The organism is Siansivirga zeaxanthinifaciens CC-SAMT-1 (assembly GCF_000941055.1).
Lineage (GTDB): Bacteria > Bacteroidota > Bacteroidia > Flavobacteriales > Flavobacteriaceae > Siansivirga > Siansivirga zeaxanthinifaciens.
On the sequence record NZ_CP007202.1, the window covers coordinates 787,364 to 807,931 of the forward strand.

Below are 20,568 nucleotides of genomic sequence, written 5' to 3' on the forward strand. Positions count from 1 at the left end.
ATAGTACTATTTGTATTAATTAATGTACGGAAATCCCTCAACAATTTTTCTGTCGTTAGATAAGCGCGGTAGTTTATTCTGTCCGCCTAATTTGCCTATGGATTTCATATAAGACTCGAAACCACCCTTTTGTACTTTTCTAATAACTAAAGGTTTTAAAACACGGCCTTGAATCAAATCATAATAATATGAGTTTTGATTTTGTAAAGAAGCATCTATTTTTTTTGCAAAATCTGAAAGGTCTTCTGGTTCGTTTTCAAACTCTATAAACCATTCGTGGTAAGGTAAGCCTTCACTTGGATTAATTTGAGGCGCCACCGTAAATTCTGAAACTCGCACGTCGGTATTTAAAGTGGCATCTTGCATGGCTTGTTCTACTTCCTTGCCTATTACATGCTCGCCAAACGCAGAAATAAAATGTTTTATACGCCCAGATACGATAACACGATACGGTTTTGTTGAAGTAAACTGAATGGTATCGCCAATATTATAAGCCCAAAGTCCGGCATTGGTAGAAATTATCATGACATAATTTGTGCCAATTTCAACATCTTTAATAGTGATTCGTTTCGGGTTTTCGTTAAAAAATTCGTCTGCTTTAATAAACTCATAGAAAATTCCAGAATTTAAAAGCAATAACATGCCCTTTTCGTTTTGTTTGTCTTGATAGGCAAAAAATCCTTCGCTGGCAGGATATAATTCTATGCTGTCTACTTTTCTGCCAATTAAATTTTCAAATTTTGCACGATACGGTTCGTAATTAACCCCACCAAAAATAAAAAGATTGAAGTTTTTAAAAATTTCACCAACCTTTTTACCTGTTCTTTGCTGTAATTTTTCAAAATACATTTGAACCCAAGAAGGAATGCCAGAAATAACCGTCATATTCTTTGGTAATGTTTCTTCAACTATGGCATCTACTTTAGTTTCCCAATCTTCAATACAATTTGTTTCCCATGATGGCAATCTGTTTTTTTGAAGATATTTAGGAACATAATGCGCTACAATTCCAGACAATCTGCCTAATTTAATGCCATTTTGCTCTTTCATGATGGGGCTTCCTTGAAGGAAAATCATTTTACCTGATACAAACTTACTTTTACCAGTTTCATGAATGTACATAAGTATGGCATTTCGGGCTGCCTCAACATGATAAGGCATACTTTCTTTTGTTATTGGAATGTATTTAGATCCCGATGTTGTACCAGAAGTTTTAGCAAAATATAGTGGTTTTCCTTTCCAAAGTATATTTTCTTCTCCGTCTACAACACGTAATACGTATGGTTTTAGGGCTTCATAATCTCGTACAGGTACTTTTTTTACAAAATCGTCGTACGAATTAATACTTATAAAATCGTGGTCTTTACCAAATTCTGTTGTAACCGCTTCCGAAATTAACTCACGAAATACCTTTTCTTGTGTTTCTATTGGGTTTTTAGCCCATTTTAAAACACTTTTATAAACACGCAATGCAAATAATTTTGCGATAGCAGATTTTAATGTATTCATAGTTATTTAAAATCTATAAAGTTTGTTGGATTAATTGGGAAACCATCATTCCAGAGTTCAAAATGTAAATGCGGTCCTGTTGAAAGTTCGCCACTTTCGCCACCAATTGCAATAACTTCACCTGTTTTAACCAAATCGCCTTGAGATTTCGTTAAAGAGGTATTATGCTTATAAACAGATATTAGCCCATAGCTATGCTCTAAAATAATAACATACCCGGTGCTTGCTGTCCATTCGGCAAATACAACAACGCCATCGGCAGTAGCTTTTATTGGAGTGTCTTTGGCAACGACAATATCTACCGCAAAATGTTTGTTTTTTATATTATACGGTTCGCTAATTGTCCCATTTACTGGAGGAAATAATATAAAATTGGAAACCGATGATGCTGACTCGAAAAGATTGTATTTATCTTCTTTATCTACTTTTTCACGCAGAATAGAGTCTTCTTGAATAGGAACGAAACTTACTTGGCTGGCTTCTAATTTAACGGCTTCAATAATGGAGTCTTTATTAAAATCTGAAGGACTCATATCGCCTTTTAAAACCTTTTTTATAGACAATAAGTATTTTTCATTTACATCAATAATAGTTTGTAATGAATCGGTTTTGTAAGCTAACTCGGTAGCTTTCTTTTTTAATGCTGTTGAAGAATACCCTGGGATGTATTCTCGAAGCGATGTAAATGCAATTATTACGGTAGTTATGAATATTAAAAAAATAGCAGACAACGACGATATTACAAAAACATTTAATCGTGTTAAGCTTAATGATAGGCGCTCTTCGAACGTGTTTTCGTTAAGAATTACTAACCGATACTTATCGAGTAGTTTACGTCTTATTTTTTTAGGTTTTCTCTTTTTATTGTCCATAAGTAAACAAAATTAAATAAAAATATAACAAGACTTGATTGCATAATGCTAAAGTTATGTTTAAAACGGTATTATTAAACTTTAATTATTAAATTTGCCTAACAAAATTTTGTAATTATGATTTCATCAAGTATATTTTTAGGAATGATTGGCGCTCCACAAATAATCTTAATCGTTGTGGTGGTTTTATTATTATTTGGAGGAAAAAAAATTCCTGAATTAATGAGAGGACTTGGAAGCGGAATTAAAGAATTTAAAGACGCTAGTAAAGACGACGCTAAAAAAGACGATAAAGAATAAATTCTTTAAACTTTGTAATAAAAAAAGGACCAATTACATATTGGTCCTTTTTTTATTTTTTCACTTTAATTTTATTCAATTTTAACTGACTTAATTATAGATTCTAATTCTAGCATATAGTCTCGCTTTTCAACAGAAGGTGCAAAAGCAAAACCTTCAATTACAACCCAGCGTTTGTTTATTTTATCTTCAACAGCATAATTAATAAAAGGACCGCCCATAAAACCATTTTTTAAATCCCAAATTCCTTTAGTTTCAAAGGCTAGTTTATTATCTAAAATGGTTTCCTTAAAAAACGGCGTATATGCATTTTCTGTAACCATGTAAGTGCCTTCAACGCCACCTTCAATATGTTTTTCGCCAATAGAATCTCTAATTTTAATAATTTGAGTTACGGTGCTATCGTTAGGTTTAATGCTGCTAAAAGGTAAACTGTAAATTAGTAAGTTTGATGTTCCCGTGGTAATATCTTTACGAATCCAGAAGAAGTTATCTGTTTCCTTGGCGATGCGGTAAGCAGAAGCAAACTCTATGGTTAACCCTAATTTTTCCTTAATTGAGGTGTAAGGATGTGGCGATTTTTTCATTTGTCGTTGGCGCTCTGCAATCTCTGCATTTCTAAAGGTTTCAACAATTTTTTTAGCATTGGCGTTAACGATATCTATTATTTCTTGTTTCGATTGTCCCGTTATTGAAATGACCTTTTGAGGTTGCGCATAAATGTTTTTAGTGAATTCGATATTTGCTGGCTTATTGCCAATAATTTGTAAAATGGTTCTGTTTCGTGTTACAAACCCAGAAAATACCGATGGTGGAATTTGACTTAAGGTAAATAAGGGTTCGTCTTGTGGTAACCCATAAACAGGAGCTGTTAGTACATTTCTTATAGCTTCGCCTACTTGTCCGTTCCACAAATCGTTTTCAATAATAACAGAGACATTATTAATGTTTCCAGAAGAATCTAATAACATTTTGTCGTTAGATGCTTTGTTATCTTTACAAGCATTAAAAAGTAAAACGGTAACGAATAAAAAAAATATTTTTCGCATAATTTATAAGGTTTAAGGAATTTATCCTTTAGATATTTTAAGTTTCATTCCTGGTTTTAATTTACTACCACTAATACCGTTCCATTCTTTAATATTATCGGCAGAAACTCCAGGAAATTTTTGTGCTATACCCCATAATGTATCTCCTGTTTTTACTGTATAAATTAAACTTTTACCTGTAATGGTCTTGCTTGTTGTTGATGCTACAGTTTTGTTAGGGTTATTGGGATAAAGCGTTAAACGCTGTCCTATTTTTATATCGTTAGTTCGCAAACCATTCCACTGTTTAATTTGGCTAACTCTAACGCCATACTGCCTAGCAATCTTTCCTAAAAAATCTCCAGACCTTACTTTATAAGTTGTTTTACTTTGAGCTTCGAAAAACTGAGGTAAAGGCTTCTCGCGTTCATCAAATTCTGCTTTTGCTAGCGCATAAATTTGATCTTCATTTGTTACAAAATCACCAATAACCGTTCGAGGTAATCTTAGCGTGTAATTTTCATCTTTAATATAAGGTATGATATCTAATTTATAAGACGGATTTAAAAACTGAAGCTCTTCAATTTCAACACCTGTGAACTCAGACACTTGATCGAGTGTAATCATTTGCTTTACGTGTATAGTATCGGTTTCGAAATAAGCAAGTTCTGGTTTTGGTTGTTTAAAACCATGCGATTCTGCATACTCAAAAATATACATGGTTGCTAAAAACGCTGGAAGGTAACCGGCTGTTTCACGAGGTAAATGATTCCTGATATTCCAGTAATTTTGATATCCTCCAGAACGTCTTATAGCTTTAGTTACATTTCCTGGACCCGAATTGTAGGCTGCTAATGCTAAATCCCAATCACCAAATATTTCATATAATTTAGATAAATATTTTGCTGCAGCTTCGGTAGATTTAATAGGGTCGCTACGTTCGTCGACATAACTACTAACATCTAAACCATACATTTTACCTGTGTTATACATAAATTGCCACAAACCAGTCGCACCAACACGAGACTTTGCTCGTGGTTTTAAAGCAGATTCTACAATGGAGAGGTACTTAATTTCTAGAGGAAGCCCGTGAATATCTAACTCACGTTCAAACATGGGGAAGTAAAAAGCACTTAAATTTATAAGACGCTGAATGGTTTCTCGCCTGTTCTTTAAATACGATTTTATAACGCTTTCTAAACCAGGATTGTACTCTACATTAAAAGGCGTTTTTGCATTTAATTCTTTAAGTCTTGCCTTTAAAACATCGGTTGAAAGTTCTGGGTATTCAACCTCTTCAAAACTTATATCGGCAACGGCATTGTAAATGGTATCGTAAAGCGAATTACTGTATAATTCCTCCAGCCATTTTTCATCTACCTGTGCAGCCAACAAATCGTCTTCAACCTTTTGTATTAAGACAGAATCTTTTTGAGTAGTAATTTCTTTAGAAACTTTAACTGCTTGCTGTTTTAAAGCATCAGAATTTAGTTTCTTCGAATGGGGTATTGTGTCTTGCATTTGCGCGGTAGCACTAGCAACACATAATAAAAAAGTTATTTTAAAAAACCGAAAAGCCATATAATCAATTCATTTGTTATTGAACGATGATATGGCTAAAATCGTATTTTTTAAGCTAATTTAAAAACTTAATTAACTTTATTCTAAAATTGCAGCGATTCCTGGTAATACAATTCCTTCTAAACTTTCTAACATAGCACCTCCACCAGTACTTACATAGCTTACTTTATCTTCAAAACCAAATTGTTTTACTGCAGCAACAGAATCGCCTCCTCCTACTAGAGAAAAAGCTCCGTTTATAGTAGCTTCTGCAATAGAATTACCTAATTCAATGGTTCCGTTTGCGAAAGATTCCATTTCAAAAACTCCAAGAGGACCATTCCAAAGGATGGTTTTAGATTGCATAACAACATCGTGGAATAATTTAATAGACTTTGGCCCAGCATCAACACCTTCCCAACCATCTGGAATGGCATTAATATCTACAACCTGTGTATTCGCATCGTTACTAAATGCATCGGCAGCAATAACATCTACAGGAATATGTACTTGTACATTTTTAGCTTTAGCTTTACTCAAAATTTCTAATGCTAATTCTTGTTTATCATCTTCACAAATAGAATTACCTATGCTTCCACCCTGTGCTTTAATAAAAGTAAAAGACATACCACCACCAATAATTAAATGGTCTACAGCATCTAAAATATTTTCAATAATTGTAATTTTTGAAGACACTTTAGCGCCTCCTAATACCGCTAAAACAGGCTTTTCACCGGTTTTAAGTACTTTTTCTATACTTTCAATTTCTTGAGCTAACAAATAACCAAAACATTTAGCATTTGGAAAAAATTGAGCTACAATGGTTGTAGAAGCGTGCGCTCTATGTGCTGTACCAAAAGCATCGTTTACATAAATATCACCTAATTTAGATAATTGCTCTGCAAAAGCCTTATCGCCTGCTTCCTCTTCTTTGTGAAAACGTAAATTTTCTAATAACAATACTTGGCCTGGTGCTAAATTTGCTGCTGCTGTTTCGGCTGTTTCGCCTACACAAGCATCAATAAATTTAACTTCAACACCTAAAATATCTTCTACTTTACTGGCAATATGACGTAACGAAAACTCGTCTTGAACTCCCTTTGGACGACCTAAGTGTGACATTAAGATACAGCTTCCACCGTCTTCTAAAATTTTAATAATGGTTGGTTTTGCCGATACAATTCTTGTAGCATCAGTTACTTCAAACTTTTCATTTAAAGGCACATTAAAATCTACACGGATTAAGGCTTTCTTATCTTTGAAATTAAAATCGTTTAAGGTTTTCATTTGTTTATGGTTATTTATTTATCTGAAAATTTCTGTAAACTGAAACTTCTATTTTAAATGTTTCAGGTTAATTGTGTTACAAATGTAATTAAATAAAAACAGCTATAAAACGCCTTTTTTAACGAAAACGATTGAAGCACGTAATAATTATAAAAAAACAATATTTCTGCTCATATTTTAAGTATAAATATACTGTACCAAGGTTTTCATATAAAATTTCGCTACACAAAGCGTATCCTGCAACTAAAAACAAAAAAATTATGTAGGTTTGCTCTATGCTTTTTCAAGATATTTTAGGACAAGAACATATTAAAAAACATCTCACCCAAAGTGTAGATAATGGCCGCATTCCACATGCGCAGTTATTTGTTGGACCCGAGGGCTGTGGCGCGCTGCCTATGGCCATTGCTTATGCGCAATATGTTTTATGTAAAAATAACCAAGGCGAGAATAATACAGGCATAGAAGCTTGTAATTTAAAATTTAACAATAATTCGCACCCCGATTTACATTTTGCCTTTCCGGTAACTACTAGCGAAAAAGCAAAAAGCCACCCGGTTTCTAGTCATTATCTAGAAGAATGGCGCCAGCTTTTAAAAGATCAACCTTACGGAAATTTATTCGATTGGTATAAATTACTTGGTGTCGATAATAAACAAGGGCAAATTGGCGTGGATGAAGCTCAAGATATTGTGAAAGCACTATCCTTAAAAGCATACGAAGGCGGTTATAAAGTTATGATTATTTGGATGGCCGAAAAAATGAACACTGCTGCCGCCAATAAACTGCTTAAACTTATTGAAGAACCACCAAGCAAAACAATTTTTATATTAATTGCTGAAGATGAAGAGCAAATAATTAATACCATACGTTCCCGTTGCCAGGTTTTACATTTTCCGCCCTTAGCCGAAGATGTTATAAAAGAAGCTTTAATAAAACAATACGATTTAAATGAAGCGGCTGCGACAAAAATTGCACATCAATCTAATGGCAATTATAACAAAGCTTGCGATTTGGTATATCAGGATTCTGAAGACATTCAATTTGAAACCTGGTTTGTTTTCTGGGTAAGAAATGCCTTTAAAGCTAAAGGAAACAAAGCGGCTATTCACGATTTAATTTCCTGGAGTGAAGATATTTCTAAAACAGGTCGCGAAACGCAAAAGCAATTTCTTAATTTTTGTCTAGATTTTTTCAGACAAGCACTTCTGCTAAATTACAACGCCACAGATTTGGTGTATTTTGAACCCAAAACCGAAAAATTCAAGCTGGAAAACTTTGCACCCTTTATACATGGAAACAATATTTTAGAAATTAGCGACGAGCTGCAGGACGCCATTTACCATATTGAGCGTAATGGTAATTCTAAAATTATTCTAACCGATTTATCTATAAAATTAACACGTTTACTGCATAAAAAAGACATTTAATTAAACATCGTTTTTTACTGAAATGTAAAAGTGGTTTTATTTACTTGTGTAACTCTAAAATACCCAAAAGCATAGTTTTCGGGGTTGGTTTTGTTTATACAATTCCCTTTAATTTCGGCAGCTGTAGATTCGAATGGATCGCCACCGCCAAAATACTGCTCGATTAATAATCGCATATAATTATAGTAATTTTCAGAAATTCCAAAAAGACTAATTTCAAGGGTATCTCCCGGTTCAAACGGATCTTCAGAAGTGTCTTCATCATCGGCTTTTTCAAGAAAATCGTGCATTTCTTCACCTTGAAAAAATTCATCTGAAAGCGCATCTAAATAAGGAAATAAATCGCCGGCTTCAAAATATCGAACTAAATAATAATTATCGGTTTCCAATGGATCGTCGAAAAACACATTAACATCTAGCAATTCATCATCAAAACCACCTTCAAGCGATTGGGTAATTTTTTTAATATCTACTACTGGTATTAAGGTTTCTTCGGCTTGATAAATTTCTCCATCGTAATTAATTTCTAAACGATAATGATTGTTTAAAATGGGTACAAAGCTAGATGTGGTATAGGTTCCATCGTTTTCATTAGTAAAAACAAATGTTTCATTGGTATCGATATTTGTAACTTTTACACTGGCGTTGGTTACCAAATTATTGTTGCTTGTCTCGAAATACGGAATAGATTTACTCAATTTTATGGTTTGATTATTACCTGAAGTCCCCTTTTGCCAATCTAAAGAAGCTTCGATAACCAATCTTATTTTGCCCGTTGGCACCTCTAAATCTATAACATCTTCACATGATGAAAACGGAAATAACATTAAACCAAGAGCGATATATTTTATAAAAGTTTTCATGTTTTAAAATTTAAAATTATAGGTTACTGAAGGAATAATACCAAAAATTGAGATTCGGGTTGCTTCATTTAATCCTGTATCAATATTCTGATTAAAAGAAATGGAAGCCGCATTTCTTCTATTATAAACATTATAAATACCAAAAACCCACTCGCCATGCCATTTTTTATCTGCTCTTTGGGTTGGACTGTAAGTTGCCGAAAGATCTAGCCTGTGGTAAGCTGGCAATCGGTCTTCGTTTCTTCCCGAATAGGTTGCTATCGATAAGCCTTCGTAAGTATATTGTCCGTTAGGATATGTAACGGGCCTTCCTGTTTGAAATACCAAATTCGAACTAAATTGCCATTTATTATTCAACTCATAATTTGCTGTAAGTGAGATATCATGCGTTCTGTCGTATGGTGTATTGTACCAATTTCCTGAATTTATCCCCGGACCACCTGCTATACCTCCTAAAGTACGTTGTTCGGACTTAGACAAGGTATACGCCAGCCAACCTGTAAAATTACCTTTATGTTTTTTAAAAAGAATTTCTAAACCATAGGCTCGGGCTTCACCATTTAAAATTTCGGTTTCTATATTATTGTTCCCTATTAAATTGGAGCCATCTATATAATCAATTCGATTGTTAATGGTTTTGTAATAGGTTTCAATTTCTAGGGAATACCTTTTATTATTAATGTTTTTAAAATATCCTAAAGCAAATTGATTCCCTATTTGAGGTTTAATATACTGCCCACTGGGTGTCCAAACATCTAGTGGTGTTACAGAGGCCGTATTGGACAGCAAGTGCAAGTATTGTGTTGATTTTGTGTAACTTAACTTAATAGATTGGTCGTCATTTAACTGGTAAGACAAGCCCAAACGTGGTTCGAAATTACTGTATGTTTTAATGGTTTCTCCCTTGCTAATAAACGTTTCGTCTACTTCGGTACCACGCTCGTAAATACCCAATTCTTGATTATATTTAACCGGTTGATTGTTTTCGTAAGTACTTAAATTTTGACCACCTAATCGGGAAAAAGAACTCACTCTAAAACCGTATTGTGCGGTTAATTTGTTAGATAATTCATGCTCTGCGTTTAAATAAAAACCACTTTCTATGGCTCTTTTGGTATCTAATTTTAAATAATTTACAGGAGACGTTTCGGTTGTTGGATTTATTTCTCCCGGATTCAAATTATAAGTGATGGCACTGGCTCCAAAATCTAATTTTAACTTGCTATTTACATAGTATTTTAAATCGTATTTAAGGTTAAAATTTTTAATATCTGCAATCCAATCTAACTCAATAAAATCGAGAATAATTTGATAATCATATTTACTATAAATTAATGATAAATTTGAAAATAATTTATCGTTAAAAACATGATTCCATCGCAGATTGGCCGTGGCATTCCCATAATTATTTTTAATAAAATTTGAAAGGTTAAAAACATCTCTTCCGAAGTATCCAGAAAGGTAAAATTTGTTGTTATTATTTAGTTCATAATTTGCTTTTAAATTTAAGTCGTAAAATGAAATTTTATCGTCTTTAAAATCTTCTGAAGCATTTAAAAATAAGTGTGCATACGAAGAACGTCCGGCAACCAAAAAAGAACCTTTATCGCTTAAAATAGGCCCTTCTGCAGCAAGTCTGCTAGAAATTAAACCAATACCTCCAGAAAAGCCAAAATCTTTACTATTTCCATCTTTTTGACGCACATCTAAAACAGACGATACACGTCCTCCATATTTGGCTGGAATATCGCCTTTATATAGATTAATATCTTTAATAGCATCTGCATTAAAAATGGAGAAAAAACCAAAAAAATGTGAGGTATTATAAATAATAGCTTCATCTAAAAGTACCAAGTTTTGGTCTACAGCACCACCGCGAACATTAAAACCCGAAGAACCTTCACCATTATTAGTAACGCCTGGAAGCAATTGAATAGATTTTAATATATCAATTTCACCCAAAACGACTGGAATCTTTTTTATGGTTCCAGAACTGAGTTTAGAAACACTCATTTGAGGCTTTTTAATATTAATCTCATCGGTGTTTTCGGCCAAAATAACTACTTCATTTAAAGAGGTTGCAGAAGGCTCTAATTCGAAATTTAAATTGAAATCCTGGTTTAAATCAATTTCCTGTGACAAGGTATTATACCCTAAATAAGAAATTGCTAGCATATAACGCCCTTCTGGAGCCGATAAAGAATAAAAACCGTATTCGTTTGTTACAGAGCCGTAAGAAGTATTTTTTAAGGCAACCGTAGCGCCTAAAAGGGTTTCGCCATTACTGGCATCTTTAATTGATCCACGAATATTATACTTTTCTTGAGCTTGTAAAACAATGCCCATAAAAAGAGTAAAACTTAATAAAAGGTTTCTCATTTTTCTTTTTCTAATAGTGAATTTTAAGGTGAACAATAACCGTTTTCAAGCAACTGAAAAGATATATACCACCGCAATTTTTTTTATTTAAAAATAAGTAATAATAATTAATATAAGCGAAAGTCTTTTATTACAATGAAATATATAAAATAAAAAAGCCTCGACATGTCGAGGCTTGTAAATATAAAGATAAAAATCTTATTTTTTATAAGCAGCATTTAAAGCTTCTAAAACGTCTTTAGTTAAATCGTTTTCTTCGGTACCATACATTACAGTAGCAGAAGCATCACTAGTGCCTAAAACATAGCTATACCCATTTTTCTTACCATAATCTTTAACAAAACGCTTTACTTTTACAATTACAGAGTCCATTTCTGTTTGAAATGCTTGTTGAATTTGTTGTTGCTCAGCTTGCATTTGTTGTTGTAATTGTTGTTGCTTTTGTTGTAAACCACCCATAATTTGTTGTGCTTGTTGCTGTGAAGCTTTTTGGGCAGCAACTTGGGCTTGTTGAACTTCTTGCTGAAAAGCTTGACCTATGCTATCTGCTCTTTTTCTAAAAAGCTCATCTTTACCTTGAAACTTTGTTTCTAAATCTTTTTTCTCTTGATAATCGTTAATAATAATTCCATTATCAACAAAGCCGATTTTTGCTTGTTTTTGACAAGAGGTAAAAACGAAAGCTAAGGCTACTACATAAAATATATTTTTCATTTATTTTGGTTTTTTTAAAATCCGAACAAATGTAATAAAGTAAGTGATAAATAAAATAGTTTTTAATTTATTTTACATCATAATTAAAAATGATATAAATAAAACACTATTATAATTTTTTATTATTAAAAACGGCGCTATTTAAAGCGATTTAAGCGCGTTTTAAAAAAAGGCTTGGTATTTGGACGTTTTACCTTAAAATACGCGAACCATGCTTTTTAAATTAATTTTCGCTTCTTTTTAAGATATAAATTAGCGATGAACACTCTTTTGATCGCAAAGATTTTAAATTTGATAGCATCCCAATATAAATTCCTTTTAGAAAATTCATTTTTCCTGTTTTATACTTTTCAGAAAGCAAACTAACATAGAAGGTATCAAAATACATTGGTTTTACATCTACCAATTGAAAGCCTGCATGAGAAAAAAGTTTTGAAATAGCTGTTTTATTAAAATGCCATAAATGTCTCGGCACATCGAAAGCTGCCCAAAAAGACTTATAATAATTTGCATCAAAACTGTTATGGTTGGGAACTGCAATAATTAATGTGCCGTCTAATTTTAATAATGTTTTAATTGTATGAATTTGTTGATCGAGATTTGGCACATGCTCTAAAACATGCCATAAAGTTATAACATCAAAACTATTTGCTTTTAAAGAAGCTGCATCGGTAACATCCAGAACTTTGCCATTTGTTTTGTTGTTTGCTATTTCGCGGGCCTGTAGGTTTGGTTCTAAACCAGAAACATTCCAATTGTTTTCTTGAGCTACTTTTAAAAATTCGCCGGTTCCGCAACCAATATCTAATAATTGTTTAGATGATGTTGAATACTTATTTATAAGTTGTAATTTTTGTTTTAAAGCTATGCGACGTACTGCATGATACATTTTTTCAAACAAATTGCGTTTAGCATCGGTATGCGAAATATAATCGTCGCTTATATAATAGTCTGATAATTTATCTAAAGATGGCTGGGGCGTTGTTTCTAAAAATCCGAATTGAGAATTCTGTTTTAATTGAAACCACTCTCCCGAAACAGAAAAATCTTTTACTTCAAGGTAGCTTTTATTTGATGGTTCTTTAAGCACGAATAGAAATTAATTGTATTAATTATTTTAAAAAACGAATAAAAAAATAAGACGTTCCACGTGGAACGTCTTATTAAATTTTTTAATTATCGACCCATATAAACTAATAACACCGAAATGTCATTAGGCGATACACCACTAATTCTTGAAGCTTGAGAAACGGTTGTAGGCTGAATTTTTTTAAGTTTTTCACGTGCTTCAAAACTCATCGATTTAATTTGAGAGTAGTCAAAATCGGCTGGGATTTTTACATATTCCAATCGGGTTAATTTATCGGCATTATTTTTTTCTTTTGAAATATAGCCAGAATATTTTACCTGAATCTCGGCTTGTTCGATTACTTCGTTGTCTAAATTATTTTCGTTTATATAAGCCTCAACAAGATCAAACTTACGCATATCGTCTATGGTGATATTTGGTCTTGAAAATATTTTAAACATTTTATCAGACTGTCTAATTGGTGAAGAATCTTTTAATTCTAAGACCGGATTTGCTACCTCTGGCTTCACACTGGTTTCAGCAAAAAACTGAACAAATTTCTCAGCTTCGTTATGCTTTTGCTCCATTCGCTTTAATCGTTTTTCGCTAGCCAAACCAATCTCATATCCTTTAGGCGTTAATCGTAAATCGGCATTATCTTGTCTTAATAAGGTTCTATATTCTGCACGTGATGTAAACATTCTATAAGGCTCTTCCGTTCCTTTTGTAATTAAATCATCTATCAAAACACCAATGTAGGCTTCATCTCTTTTAAGAGTAAACGGATCTTTCTCTTGCACTTTTAAGCTTGCATTTATACCAGCCATTAAACCTTGAGAAGCCGCTTCTTCATAACCTGTAGTTCCATTTATTTGACCTGCAAAATACAAACCTTCTACGAGCTTAGTTTCTAAAGTATGCTTTAATTGTGTAGGTGGAAAATAGTCGTATTCAATAGCATATCCTGGTCTAAAAAACTTCACATTTTCAAAACCAACTACAGAGCGTAAGGCTTTAAATTGAACATCTTCTGGAAGCGAAGTTGAGAACCCATTCACATAAACTTCACAGGTATTCCAACCTTCGGGCTCAACAAATAATTGATGCCTATCCTTATCTGCAAACCTGTTAATTTTATCTTCTATAGATGGACAATAACGCGGACCTAAACTTTTAATACGGCCGTTAAACATGGGTGATCTATCGAAGCCTTCGCGCAGTAAATCGTGTACTAATTCACTGGTATATGTCATATAACAAGACCGCTGGTTTTGTAATGGTTTAGTGATATCTAAATACGAAAATTTCTCTGGATTCTCATCACCCGGCTGTTCGACCATTTTTGAATAATCAAGCGAACGACCATCAACACGGGGTGGCGTTCCTGTTTTCATTCTACCAGAATCAAAACCTAAAGACACCAATTGTTCTGTTATGCCTGTAGCCGCTTTTTCCCCTGCTCTACCTCCTCCGAAATTTTTATCACCAATATGAATTAAGCCATTTAAAAAAGTGCCATTTGTTAACACAACCGACTTACCTTTTATCTCGACACCCAACGATGTTTTAACACCAACAACCCGATGATTTTCTATAAGCAAACCACCTACCATTTCTTGGTAAAAATCTAAATTAGGTGTCCCCTCTAACAACATTCGCCAGTCTTCAGCAAACCGCATACGGTCACTTTGCACTCTCGGACTCCACATGGCTGGTCCTTTAGATTTGTTTAGCATCTTGAACTGTATAGCCGAGGTATCAGATACAATACCGCTATACCCTCCAAGCGCATCAATTTCGCGAACAATTTGCCCTTTAGCAATACCGCCCATAGCAGGATTACAAGACATTTGAGCAATGTTTTGCAAATTCATTGTAACAAGTAATGTTTTACTACCCATGTTAGCAGCTGCCGCAGCAGCTTCGCTACCTGCATGGCCAGCACCAACAACTATAACATCATAAACATCATTAAACATACTTTTATATTTTAATTTGTTCCACGTGGAACATGTATTCTATTTAAAAAATTAAAATGCAAATATACAGAATTAACCTAGTTGATTTAGATAGTAATCTTCTTTAGTACGCATCAATTGCTCGTCCGATTCCGTCTTATCTTTGTAGCCGCAATAATGTAAAACACCATGCACCATAACACGATGCAATTCGTTTTCAAAGGCCGTATTAAATTCTAAAGCATTTTCACGTACACGTTCTACAGAAATGAAAATATCGCCTTGTATAAGTTTTCCGACGGTGTAATCGAAGCTAATAACATCGGTTAAGGTGTCGTGATCTAAGAATTCTACGTTCAATTTGTGTAAGTATTCGTCATCACAAAACACATAATTAATCTCTTCTAATTTAAATCCTTCATCGGCAATGGTATTGGTAATCCATTTTGCAATGCTGTCTTCATTAGGAATTAAAAAATCGGTTTCGTAGTTAAAATTAATCATTGGCCTCCTTAAAATATGCTTTAACTTTTTCTTTATAAATTGGCTGCAAAGGTAATATTTGTTTGTTCAATATTTCTGTAGTATTAAAATATTGTTTAGCCTTGTTTAGAAGACCATTTGTTGTATTAAAAAATTGATTTTGATTGGTGTTAGATTCACGACGTTCTTCTTCCCCTTGTTGAAACGTAGCATTGTCTAATTTTAATAATTGATGCTTTAAATCTAACATCTTTTGAAGCGTTTGGTTTGTGAATCCTTTATTAATTAAATCTAACTCCACCTCTTCCATTTTCTTAAGTAAATTATCGCCAGCTTTACCAAAACCTTCTTTTGCTAATTTATCTTCTAACTGTTGACGCAATTGTTGTTGTTGCTGATATATTTGATAAAGCAACCCATTAGAATCTTCATCGGAACCCTCACCTAACTTTTCGGAACCTGTGCCTCCAGATTTACCATCTTTACCTTCTTTACCAGAACCGTCTTTTTTGCCCTTTTCAGAGGGTTTAGACGACTTACTATCGCCTTCCTTACCAGTGTCTCCATTTTGCTCCTTTTCGCCTTTATTTCCAGAATCTTTTGGCTGTCCATCTTTACCTTTACTCATGCCCTGCTCCATCATTTTATTAAGCTGCTCTTGGCTCATAATAATATCGGGTAATTGCATATCACCATCGCCACCTTGACCCGGTGACATACTCATGCTCATTTCCATATTATCTAAAACATCGCTTAAATAGTTAGCTAAATTATTGGCAGCAGTTACAGTAAATTGTTGGTTAGAAACACCCTGGTATAATTGATTTTCAACAAACAAATTAAGCGCTTTATCAATGTTATAATACACATCTGAAACTTCTTTGTTAACTTGCTCTGAAAGTTTTGGCTGACGTAAAGACAAAGCGAATAAACTATCATCGATATGCTCGAAATATTCTCGTAAATTATTTTGCTTTTTTAAATAGGTTGCAAACTTACTATGGTTGGTTTCGATGGCTTTAAAACTGTTCATTAAGGCTTCCTGATCTAAAGAAAACAACAACAAATTATCTAAAACTTGACGTAGCATTTCGGCATCTTCCTGTAGCTGGTCACCGCCACCACCACCCGCTTGCATAGCGCCTTCCATCTTCTTACTCATATTCATCATTTTCTTTGCTGCATTTTTTTGGTTTTTTTGAGCATTCTTTAAATCCTGATTTTCTGAGTTTTTAGGCTGTTCTTTCTTGCCTTCTTTAGCTTCTTCTTTTTTAACATTATCTAAAGCTTCTTTCGCTTCCTTTTGGTCCTTTTTAATCTCGTTTTCTTGAAGTTTATCTTGAGGAACATCTATAGGCTTCATTAAATCTTTACCGGTTTTCTTTAAGTCTTCTAATTCCTTTTGAAAATCTTCAAAACGTTTATTTAAATCTTCTTGCTTATCGCTTGTATTTTCTTTTTGGTCTTGAGTAGATAATTTCTCTTGGTCTATAGCCAATTTTGTAATATCATCTTTAAGCTTTTCTAATTTTTTTTCAACGTAGAAACGCTTGGTTAATTCCATGAGCTGTTTTAAGCTGCGCTTCTTATTTTTATTTTGTTTAGTTAAATCTTCAAGCTTATCGATGAGCTCTTCTTTACTAATTTTATCTTGTAATTTCTTTAGTTCTTCTAGAAGCTTTTCATCATTTTTAAGTTGCTCTTCATTGTCTTTTAAACGTTGTTTTAAGTCTTCTTTAAAAGGGTCTTTTTCTTTTTTATCTTCTTGAAATTGTTCTAAATTTTCTTGGAATTTTTTGTTGAAATTTTTCATCATTTCATCCTGCTGCTTTTGGCGTTCAAAAAATGATTCTAATTTCTTTTTATCGTTAAAATTTAAATTCGATTTTTCCTTTTGTGTATTGGTTAAAGTCTTTAATTGTTTCTCTTGTTCTTCAAACTTTTTAAGCGATTTATTAAAATCTTTAATGGTTTCGCTTTGAGAATTTAGTTGTTTCTGTAAATCTTCATCTTTAGTACGTTTTCTAAAGGTGTAAACATTACTTTTTACTTGCTTACTACCATTAACAGCATCATTATCAAATACTTGAAAATAAACGTTATAAGGTATGCCTTCAGAAATATTTAAATTATTTGGAAATACGGTTACAAAATCATCAATATTTGTTTGAGACACTGGTATATTAACCACCTTTTTATTGGTTTCATCTTCTAAAGGATAATATACCAATTGCACCTTACTCAATCCGTAATCGTCGCTAACTTTTCCATAGAAATAAAGTGTTTGGTTATCTAAACTATCCACCTTCATTTCTAAATTCAATTCAGGATATTCATCTTTTATAACATCGACTAAAAAGCCTAAATTTTCGAAATCTTTTAAATTTTTATTGCTAGTAGTTAAACTGTAGCTAAAGTTATTTCGAACAACTTTAGAAGCTATAAAAACATTTTTAGAAGGCGATGTAAAAGGCATCGTATCGTTAGCGTACAGGCTAAGCAGCTCGGTTGCCTTTGTTTTGGCTTTCCAGGTAATTTTTGTGCCTTCTGGAACAATAGCATTACCCGTATTTTTTAATGTTTGATCTTGTTTTTTTGTGTATGCTGGATAATCTAAAACCATATCGAAACTTAAAAGCGATGGTGCTTCTATAACTTGAATTTGATAGGGTTTAGAATTTACATTGTTTGCTTTTAATTGAAAAGTGACCTCGTTTTTTAACTTCGGAAAAACATATTCGAAAGCCCCTACTCCGGTTTGTTGTAAAAAATAGGTTTCATCGTTATATGAAATCTCTACGCTTTCTGGCGTTACCTCTCCTACCGTTTTAACCAGCAATTTAAAATCGCTGTTTTCAATAACGTTTAAAGTATTATTAACCACAAAAAATTGAAATGGCGCAGGCGGTTCATAAGCTGTTTTGTAGTGAACAACTCGTTTGTAACTATCGCTAAACCAATTAAAATTGCCAGACACATAAGACGCTAAAATAATTACCAACGGAATGGCTGCATATTTTAAGTATTTTAAATTGTTTTTAAGATTAATGGCTAATTTAAAAGGAATTGGATTTAATTCTTTCGATTTTTGTTCGATGCTTGCCAATAATAATTCCGACTGAGAATGGTCTTGATGCAATTGCAAAACATTAAGCAATTTATCGTTTACTTCCGAGAAGTGCTTACCAATTAGTTTGGAAGCGTCTTCATAATTAATACCTTTTTTAAGTTTAAAAAGTTTAGCTAACGGAATAAAAATAAACTTAACCAATAAGGCCAGTTCAACCAATACAAATAACCAAAACAAAACCGTTCTTGCCCCGGTATTAAGCCATAACATATGCTCAATAAACAGCGTAAATAAAAAATACAACAAGCCAATGGCAAAAAACAAAATGGCACCCTTAAGCAATTCATTAGTATAATATCGCCTAATAAAAGCTTCTAATTTCCTCTGTATGTTATTAAAATTACTTAGCATATTTTTATTTAACCTACTAAACTACAATTTTATTTAGTACAGTGTTTAAAATAATGTGTTAATTGTATCTTTGCTCACAAAATTACAAAACATGACCAAAAACGTTCGTGTGCGCTTTGCACCAAGCCCTACAGGCCCTTTACATATTGGAGGCGTTCGTACGGCTTTATTTAATTATTTATTTGCTAAAAAACATAACGGTACTTTTGTTTTAAGAATTGAAGATACCGACCAGAATCGCTATGTTGAAGGTGCCGAAAAATACATAATAGATGCTTTAAATTGGTGTGGAATTCCTTTTGATGAAGGCATTGATAAAAACGAAACTTTTGGACCTTACAGACAAAGCGAACGTAAGCATTTATATAAAAAATATGCCGATGATTTAATTGCTTCGGGTAACGCTTACTATGCGTTCGATACGGCTGAAGCATTAGATTTTCATAGAACAGATCATGAAGCTAAAGGAAAAACATTTATTTACAACTGGCATAACCGCTTAAAATTAAGCAACTCTTTATCGCTTAGCGCGGAAGAAGTTAAAGCCAAATTAGAGGCTGGCGAAGATTATGTAATACGATTTAAAAGTCCGCAAGACGAAACCTTACACTTAAAAGATATTATTCGTGGCGATATTAAAATTGATACGAATATTTTAGACGATAAAGTTTTGTTTAAAAGTGATGGTATGCCAACCTACCACTTAGCAAATATTGTCGACGATCATTTAATGGAAATTACACATGTTATTCGTGGCGAAGAGTGGTTACCGTCTCTGGCATTGCACTACCAATTATACAAAGCTTTTGGTTGGGAAGCACCAGAATTTGCACATTTACCACTTATTTTAAAACCAACAGGCAAAGGAAAATTAAGCAAACGTGATGGCGATAAATTAGGCTTTCCTGTATTTCCGTTAGAATACACCTCGCCCGAAGGAGACGTTTCGCGGGGCTATAAAGAAGATGGTTATTTTGCCGAGGCAGTAGTTAATTTTTTAGCCTTTTTAGGATGGAATCCAGGAACCGAACAAGAAATTTTTAGCCTCGATGAATTAGTAAATGCTTTCGAATTAGAACGTGTTAATAAATCGGGTGCTCGTTTCGATCCAGATAAAATTAAATGGTTTAACCATCAATACATGCAAGAACAAAACAATGATGCTTTAGCAGAATTGTTTAAACAACATCAACCGGAGCTGGCAGACATCGATGTAAATTATGTAGCTTTAGTTGTTGGTTTAATTAAAGAACGTGCGACGTTTGTTTCCGATTTCTGGGAACTGAGTCATTATTTCTTTACAGCTCCAACAACTTACGATGAAAAAGCTTCTAAAAAAGCCTTTAAAGAGGGTACTAAAGCAGTTTTAACTCAAGTTATAGAACTGATTAAGCCCATTGAAAATTTCACCGCAGAAACGCTTCAAAACGATATTAAAGGCTGGATAACGTCTAACAATATAGGTTTCGGACAAGTGATGATGCCTTTGCGTTTAGCTTTAGTAGGTGCTTTACAAGGTCCCGATGTATTTGATATTATGTTTATGATTGGGAAAGCAGAAAGTATATCGCGCATAGAAAAAGCGCTGTCCCTTTTGTAAAAAGCAAAAAACAATTTATACCAAGGCATTTTCAA

15 protein-coding genes are annotated in these 20,568 nt (G+C 33.3%); 3 read left to right on the top strand and 12 right to left on the bottom strand.

Annotated features, from left to right (window positions below; translation table 11 throughout):
- Positions 1 to 15: 15 nt before the first annotated feature.
- Positions 16 to 1,509, bottom strand: coding sequence for a GH3 auxin-responsive promoter family protein (locus AW14_RS03615; protein WP_044637579.1), 1,494 nt, complete (start codon positions 1,507 to 1,509; stop codon positions 16 to 18).
- Positions 1,510 to 1,511: 2 nt separating this feature from the next.
- Entirely contained in the window at positions 1,512 to 2,381 is an 870-nt protein-coding gene (locus tag AW14_RS03620) for a M23 family metallopeptidase (protein WP_044637580.1), read from the bottom strand.
- Between the two features lie 117 nt (positions 2,382 to 2,498).
- Between AW14_RS03620 and tatA the strand changes: the two genes are divergently transcribed.
- Entirely contained in the window at positions 2,499 to 2,681 is a 183-nt protein-coding gene (gene tatA, locus AW14_RS03625) for a twin-arginine translocase TatA/TatE family subunit (RefSeq protein WP_044637581.1), read from the top strand.
- A 71-nt stretch (positions 2,682 to 2,752) separates the two neighbouring features.
- On the opposite strand, the gene AW14_RS03630 is transcribed toward tatA, so the two are convergent.
- From AW14_RS03630 to AW14_RS03640, 3 genes are all read right to left on the bottom strand, one after another.
- Positions 2,753 to 3,730, bottom strand: coding sequence for a DUF4837 family protein (locus tag AW14_RS03630; protein WP_044637582.1), 978 nt, complete (start codon positions 3,728 to 3,730; stop codon positions 2,753 to 2,755).
- Positions 3,731 to 3,751: 21 nt separating this feature from the next.
- Complete coding sequence (locus tag AW14_RS03635; protein ID WP_245617614.1) at positions 3,752 to 5,230, bottom strand: lytic transglycosylase domain-containing protein; 1,479 nt, start codon at positions 5,228 to 5,230, stop codon at positions 3,752 to 3,754.
- Positions 5,231 to 5,368: 138 nt separating this feature from the next.
- Complete coding sequence (locus tag AW14_RS03640; RefSeq protein WP_044637584.1) at positions 5,369 to 6,556, bottom strand: phosphoglycerate kinase; 1,188 nt, start codon at positions 6,554 to 6,556, stop codon at positions 5,369 to 5,371.
- Between the two features lie 275 nt (positions 6,557 to 6,831).
- Between AW14_RS03640 and holB the strand changes: the two genes are divergently transcribed.
- Positions 6,832 to 7,986 (top strand): DNA polymerase III subunit delta', encoded by a 1,155-nt coding sequence (gene holB, locus AW14_RS03645; protein WP_044637585.1) that lies wholly within the window; start codon positions 6,832 to 6,834, stop codon positions 7,984 to 7,986.
- Positions 7,987 to 8,000: 14 nt separating this feature from the next.
- On the opposite strand, the gene AW14_RS03650 is transcribed toward holB, so the two are convergent.
- The 7 genes from AW14_RS03650 to AW14_RS03680 form a co-directional block, all read right to left on the bottom strand.
- On the bottom strand, positions 8,001 to 8,849 hold the full coding sequence (locus tag AW14_RS03650) for a DUF4249 domain-containing protein (RefSeq protein WP_044637586.1): 849 nt from the start codon (positions 8,847 to 8,849) through the stop codon (positions 8,001 to 8,003).
- A 3-nt stretch (positions 8,850 to 8,852) separates the two neighbouring features.
- Positions 8,853 to 11,228 (bottom strand): TonB-dependent receptor, encoded by a 2,376-nt coding sequence (locus tag AW14_RS03655; protein WP_044637587.1) that lies wholly within the window; start codon positions 11,226 to 11,228, stop codon positions 8,853 to 8,855.
- Positions 11,229 to 11,426: 198 nt separating this feature from the next.
- Positions 11,427 to 11,942 (bottom strand): OmpH family outer membrane protein, encoded by a 516-nt coding sequence (locus AW14_RS03660; protein WP_044637588.1) that lies wholly within the window; start codon positions 11,940 to 11,942, stop codon positions 11,427 to 11,429.
- Between the two features lie 223 nt (positions 11,943 to 12,165).
- Complete coding sequence (locus AW14_RS03665) at positions 12,166 to 13,032, bottom strand: class I SAM-dependent methyltransferase (protein ID WP_044637589.1); 867 nt, start codon at positions 13,030 to 13,032, stop codon at positions 12,166 to 12,168.
- 86 nt (positions 13,033 to 13,118) lie between these two features.
- On the bottom strand, positions 13,119 to 14,990 hold the full coding sequence (mnmG, locus tag AW14_RS03670; protein ID WP_044637590.1) for a tRNA uridine-5-carboxymethylaminomethyl(34) synthesis enzyme MnmG: 1,872 nt from the start codon (positions 14,988 to 14,990) through the stop codon (positions 13,119 to 13,121).
- A gap of 72 nt (positions 14,991 to 15,062) precedes the next feature.
- Complete coding sequence (gene ybeY, locus AW14_RS03675; RefSeq protein ID WP_044637591.1) at positions 15,063 to 15,473, bottom strand: rRNA maturation RNase YbeY; 411 nt, start codon at positions 15,471 to 15,473, stop codon at positions 15,063 to 15,065.
- On the bottom strand, positions 15,466 to 18,933 hold the full coding sequence (locus tag AW14_RS03680) for a DUF4175 family protein (protein ID WP_044637592.1): 3,468 nt from the start codon (positions 18,931 to 18,933) through the stop codon (positions 15,466 to 15,468). Before AW14_RS03680 ends, ybeY begins: the two co-directional genes overlap by 8 nt.
- A 91-nt stretch (positions 18,934 to 19,024) precedes the next feature.
- Here AW14_RS03680 and gltX point away from each other — a divergent pair, with 91 nt between their 5' ends.
- Positions 19,025 to 20,533: a glutamate--tRNA ligase gene (gene gltX, locus AW14_RS03685; RefSeq protein ID WP_044637593.1), complete on the top strand. Its 1,509-nt coding sequence runs from the start codon at positions 19,025 to 19,027 to the stop codon at positions 20,531 to 20,533.
- The last annotated feature ends 35 nt before the right edge of the window (positions 20,534 to 20,568 follow it).

What these genes read in the sequence shown, in the direction of transcription:
- AW14_RS03615 (WP_044637579.1), bottom strand. Translation starts at nt 1,509, where the DNA reads ATGAATACATTAAAATCTGCTATCGCAAAATTATTTGCATTGCGTGTT.
- AW14_RS03620 (WP_044637580.1), bottom strand. Translation starts at nt 2,381, where the DNA reads ATGGACAATAAAAAGAGAAAACCTAAAAAAATAAGACGTAAACTACTC.
- tatA (WP_044637581.1), top strand. Translation starts at nt 2,499, where the DNA reads ATGATTTCATCAAGTATATTTTTAGGAATGATTGGCGCTCCACAAATA.
- AW14_RS03630 (WP_044637582.1), bottom strand. Translation starts at nt 3,730, where the DNA reads ATGCGAAAAATATTTTTTTTATTCGTTACCGTTTTACTTTTTAATGCT.
- AW14_RS03635 (WP_245617614.1), bottom strand. Translation starts at nt 5,230, where the DNA reads ATGCAAGACACAATACCCCATTCGAAGAAACTAAATTCTGATGCTTTA.
- AW14_RS03640 (WP_044637584.1), bottom strand. Translation starts at nt 6,556, where the DNA reads ATGAAAACCTTAAACGATTTTAATTTCAAAGATAAGAAAGCCTTAATC.
- holB (WP_044637585.1), top strand. Translation starts at nt 6,832, where the DNA reads ATGCTTTTTCAAGATATTTTAGGACAAGAACATATTAAAAAACATCTC.
- AW14_RS03650 (WP_044637586.1), bottom strand. Translation starts at nt 8,849, where the DNA reads ATGAAAACTTTTATAAAATATATCGCTCTTGGTTTAATGTTATTTCCG.
- AW14_RS03655 (WP_044637587.1), bottom strand. Translation starts at nt 11,228, where the DNA reads ATGAGAAACCTTTTATTAAGTTTTACTCTTTTTATGGGCATTGTTTTA.
- AW14_RS03660 (WP_044637588.1), bottom strand. Translation starts at nt 11,942, where the DNA reads ATGAAAAATATATTTTATGTAGTAGCCTTAGCTTTCGTTTTTACCTCT.
- mnmG (WP_044637590.1), bottom strand. Translation starts at nt 14,990, where the DNA reads ATGTTTAATGATGTTTATGATGTTATAGTTGTTGGTGCTGGCCATGCA.
- ybeY (WP_044637591.1), bottom strand. Translation starts at nt 15,473, where the DNA reads ATGATTAATTTTAACTACGAAACCGATTTTTTAATTCCTAATGAAGAC.
- AW14_RS03680 (WP_044637592.1), bottom strand. Translation starts at nt 18,933, where the DNA reads ATGCTAAGTAATTTTAATAACATACAGAGGAAATTAGAAGCTTTTATT.
- gltX (WP_044637593.1), top strand. Translation starts at nt 19,025, where the DNA reads ATGACCAAAAACGTTCGTGTGCGCTTTGCACCAAGCCCTACAGGCCCT.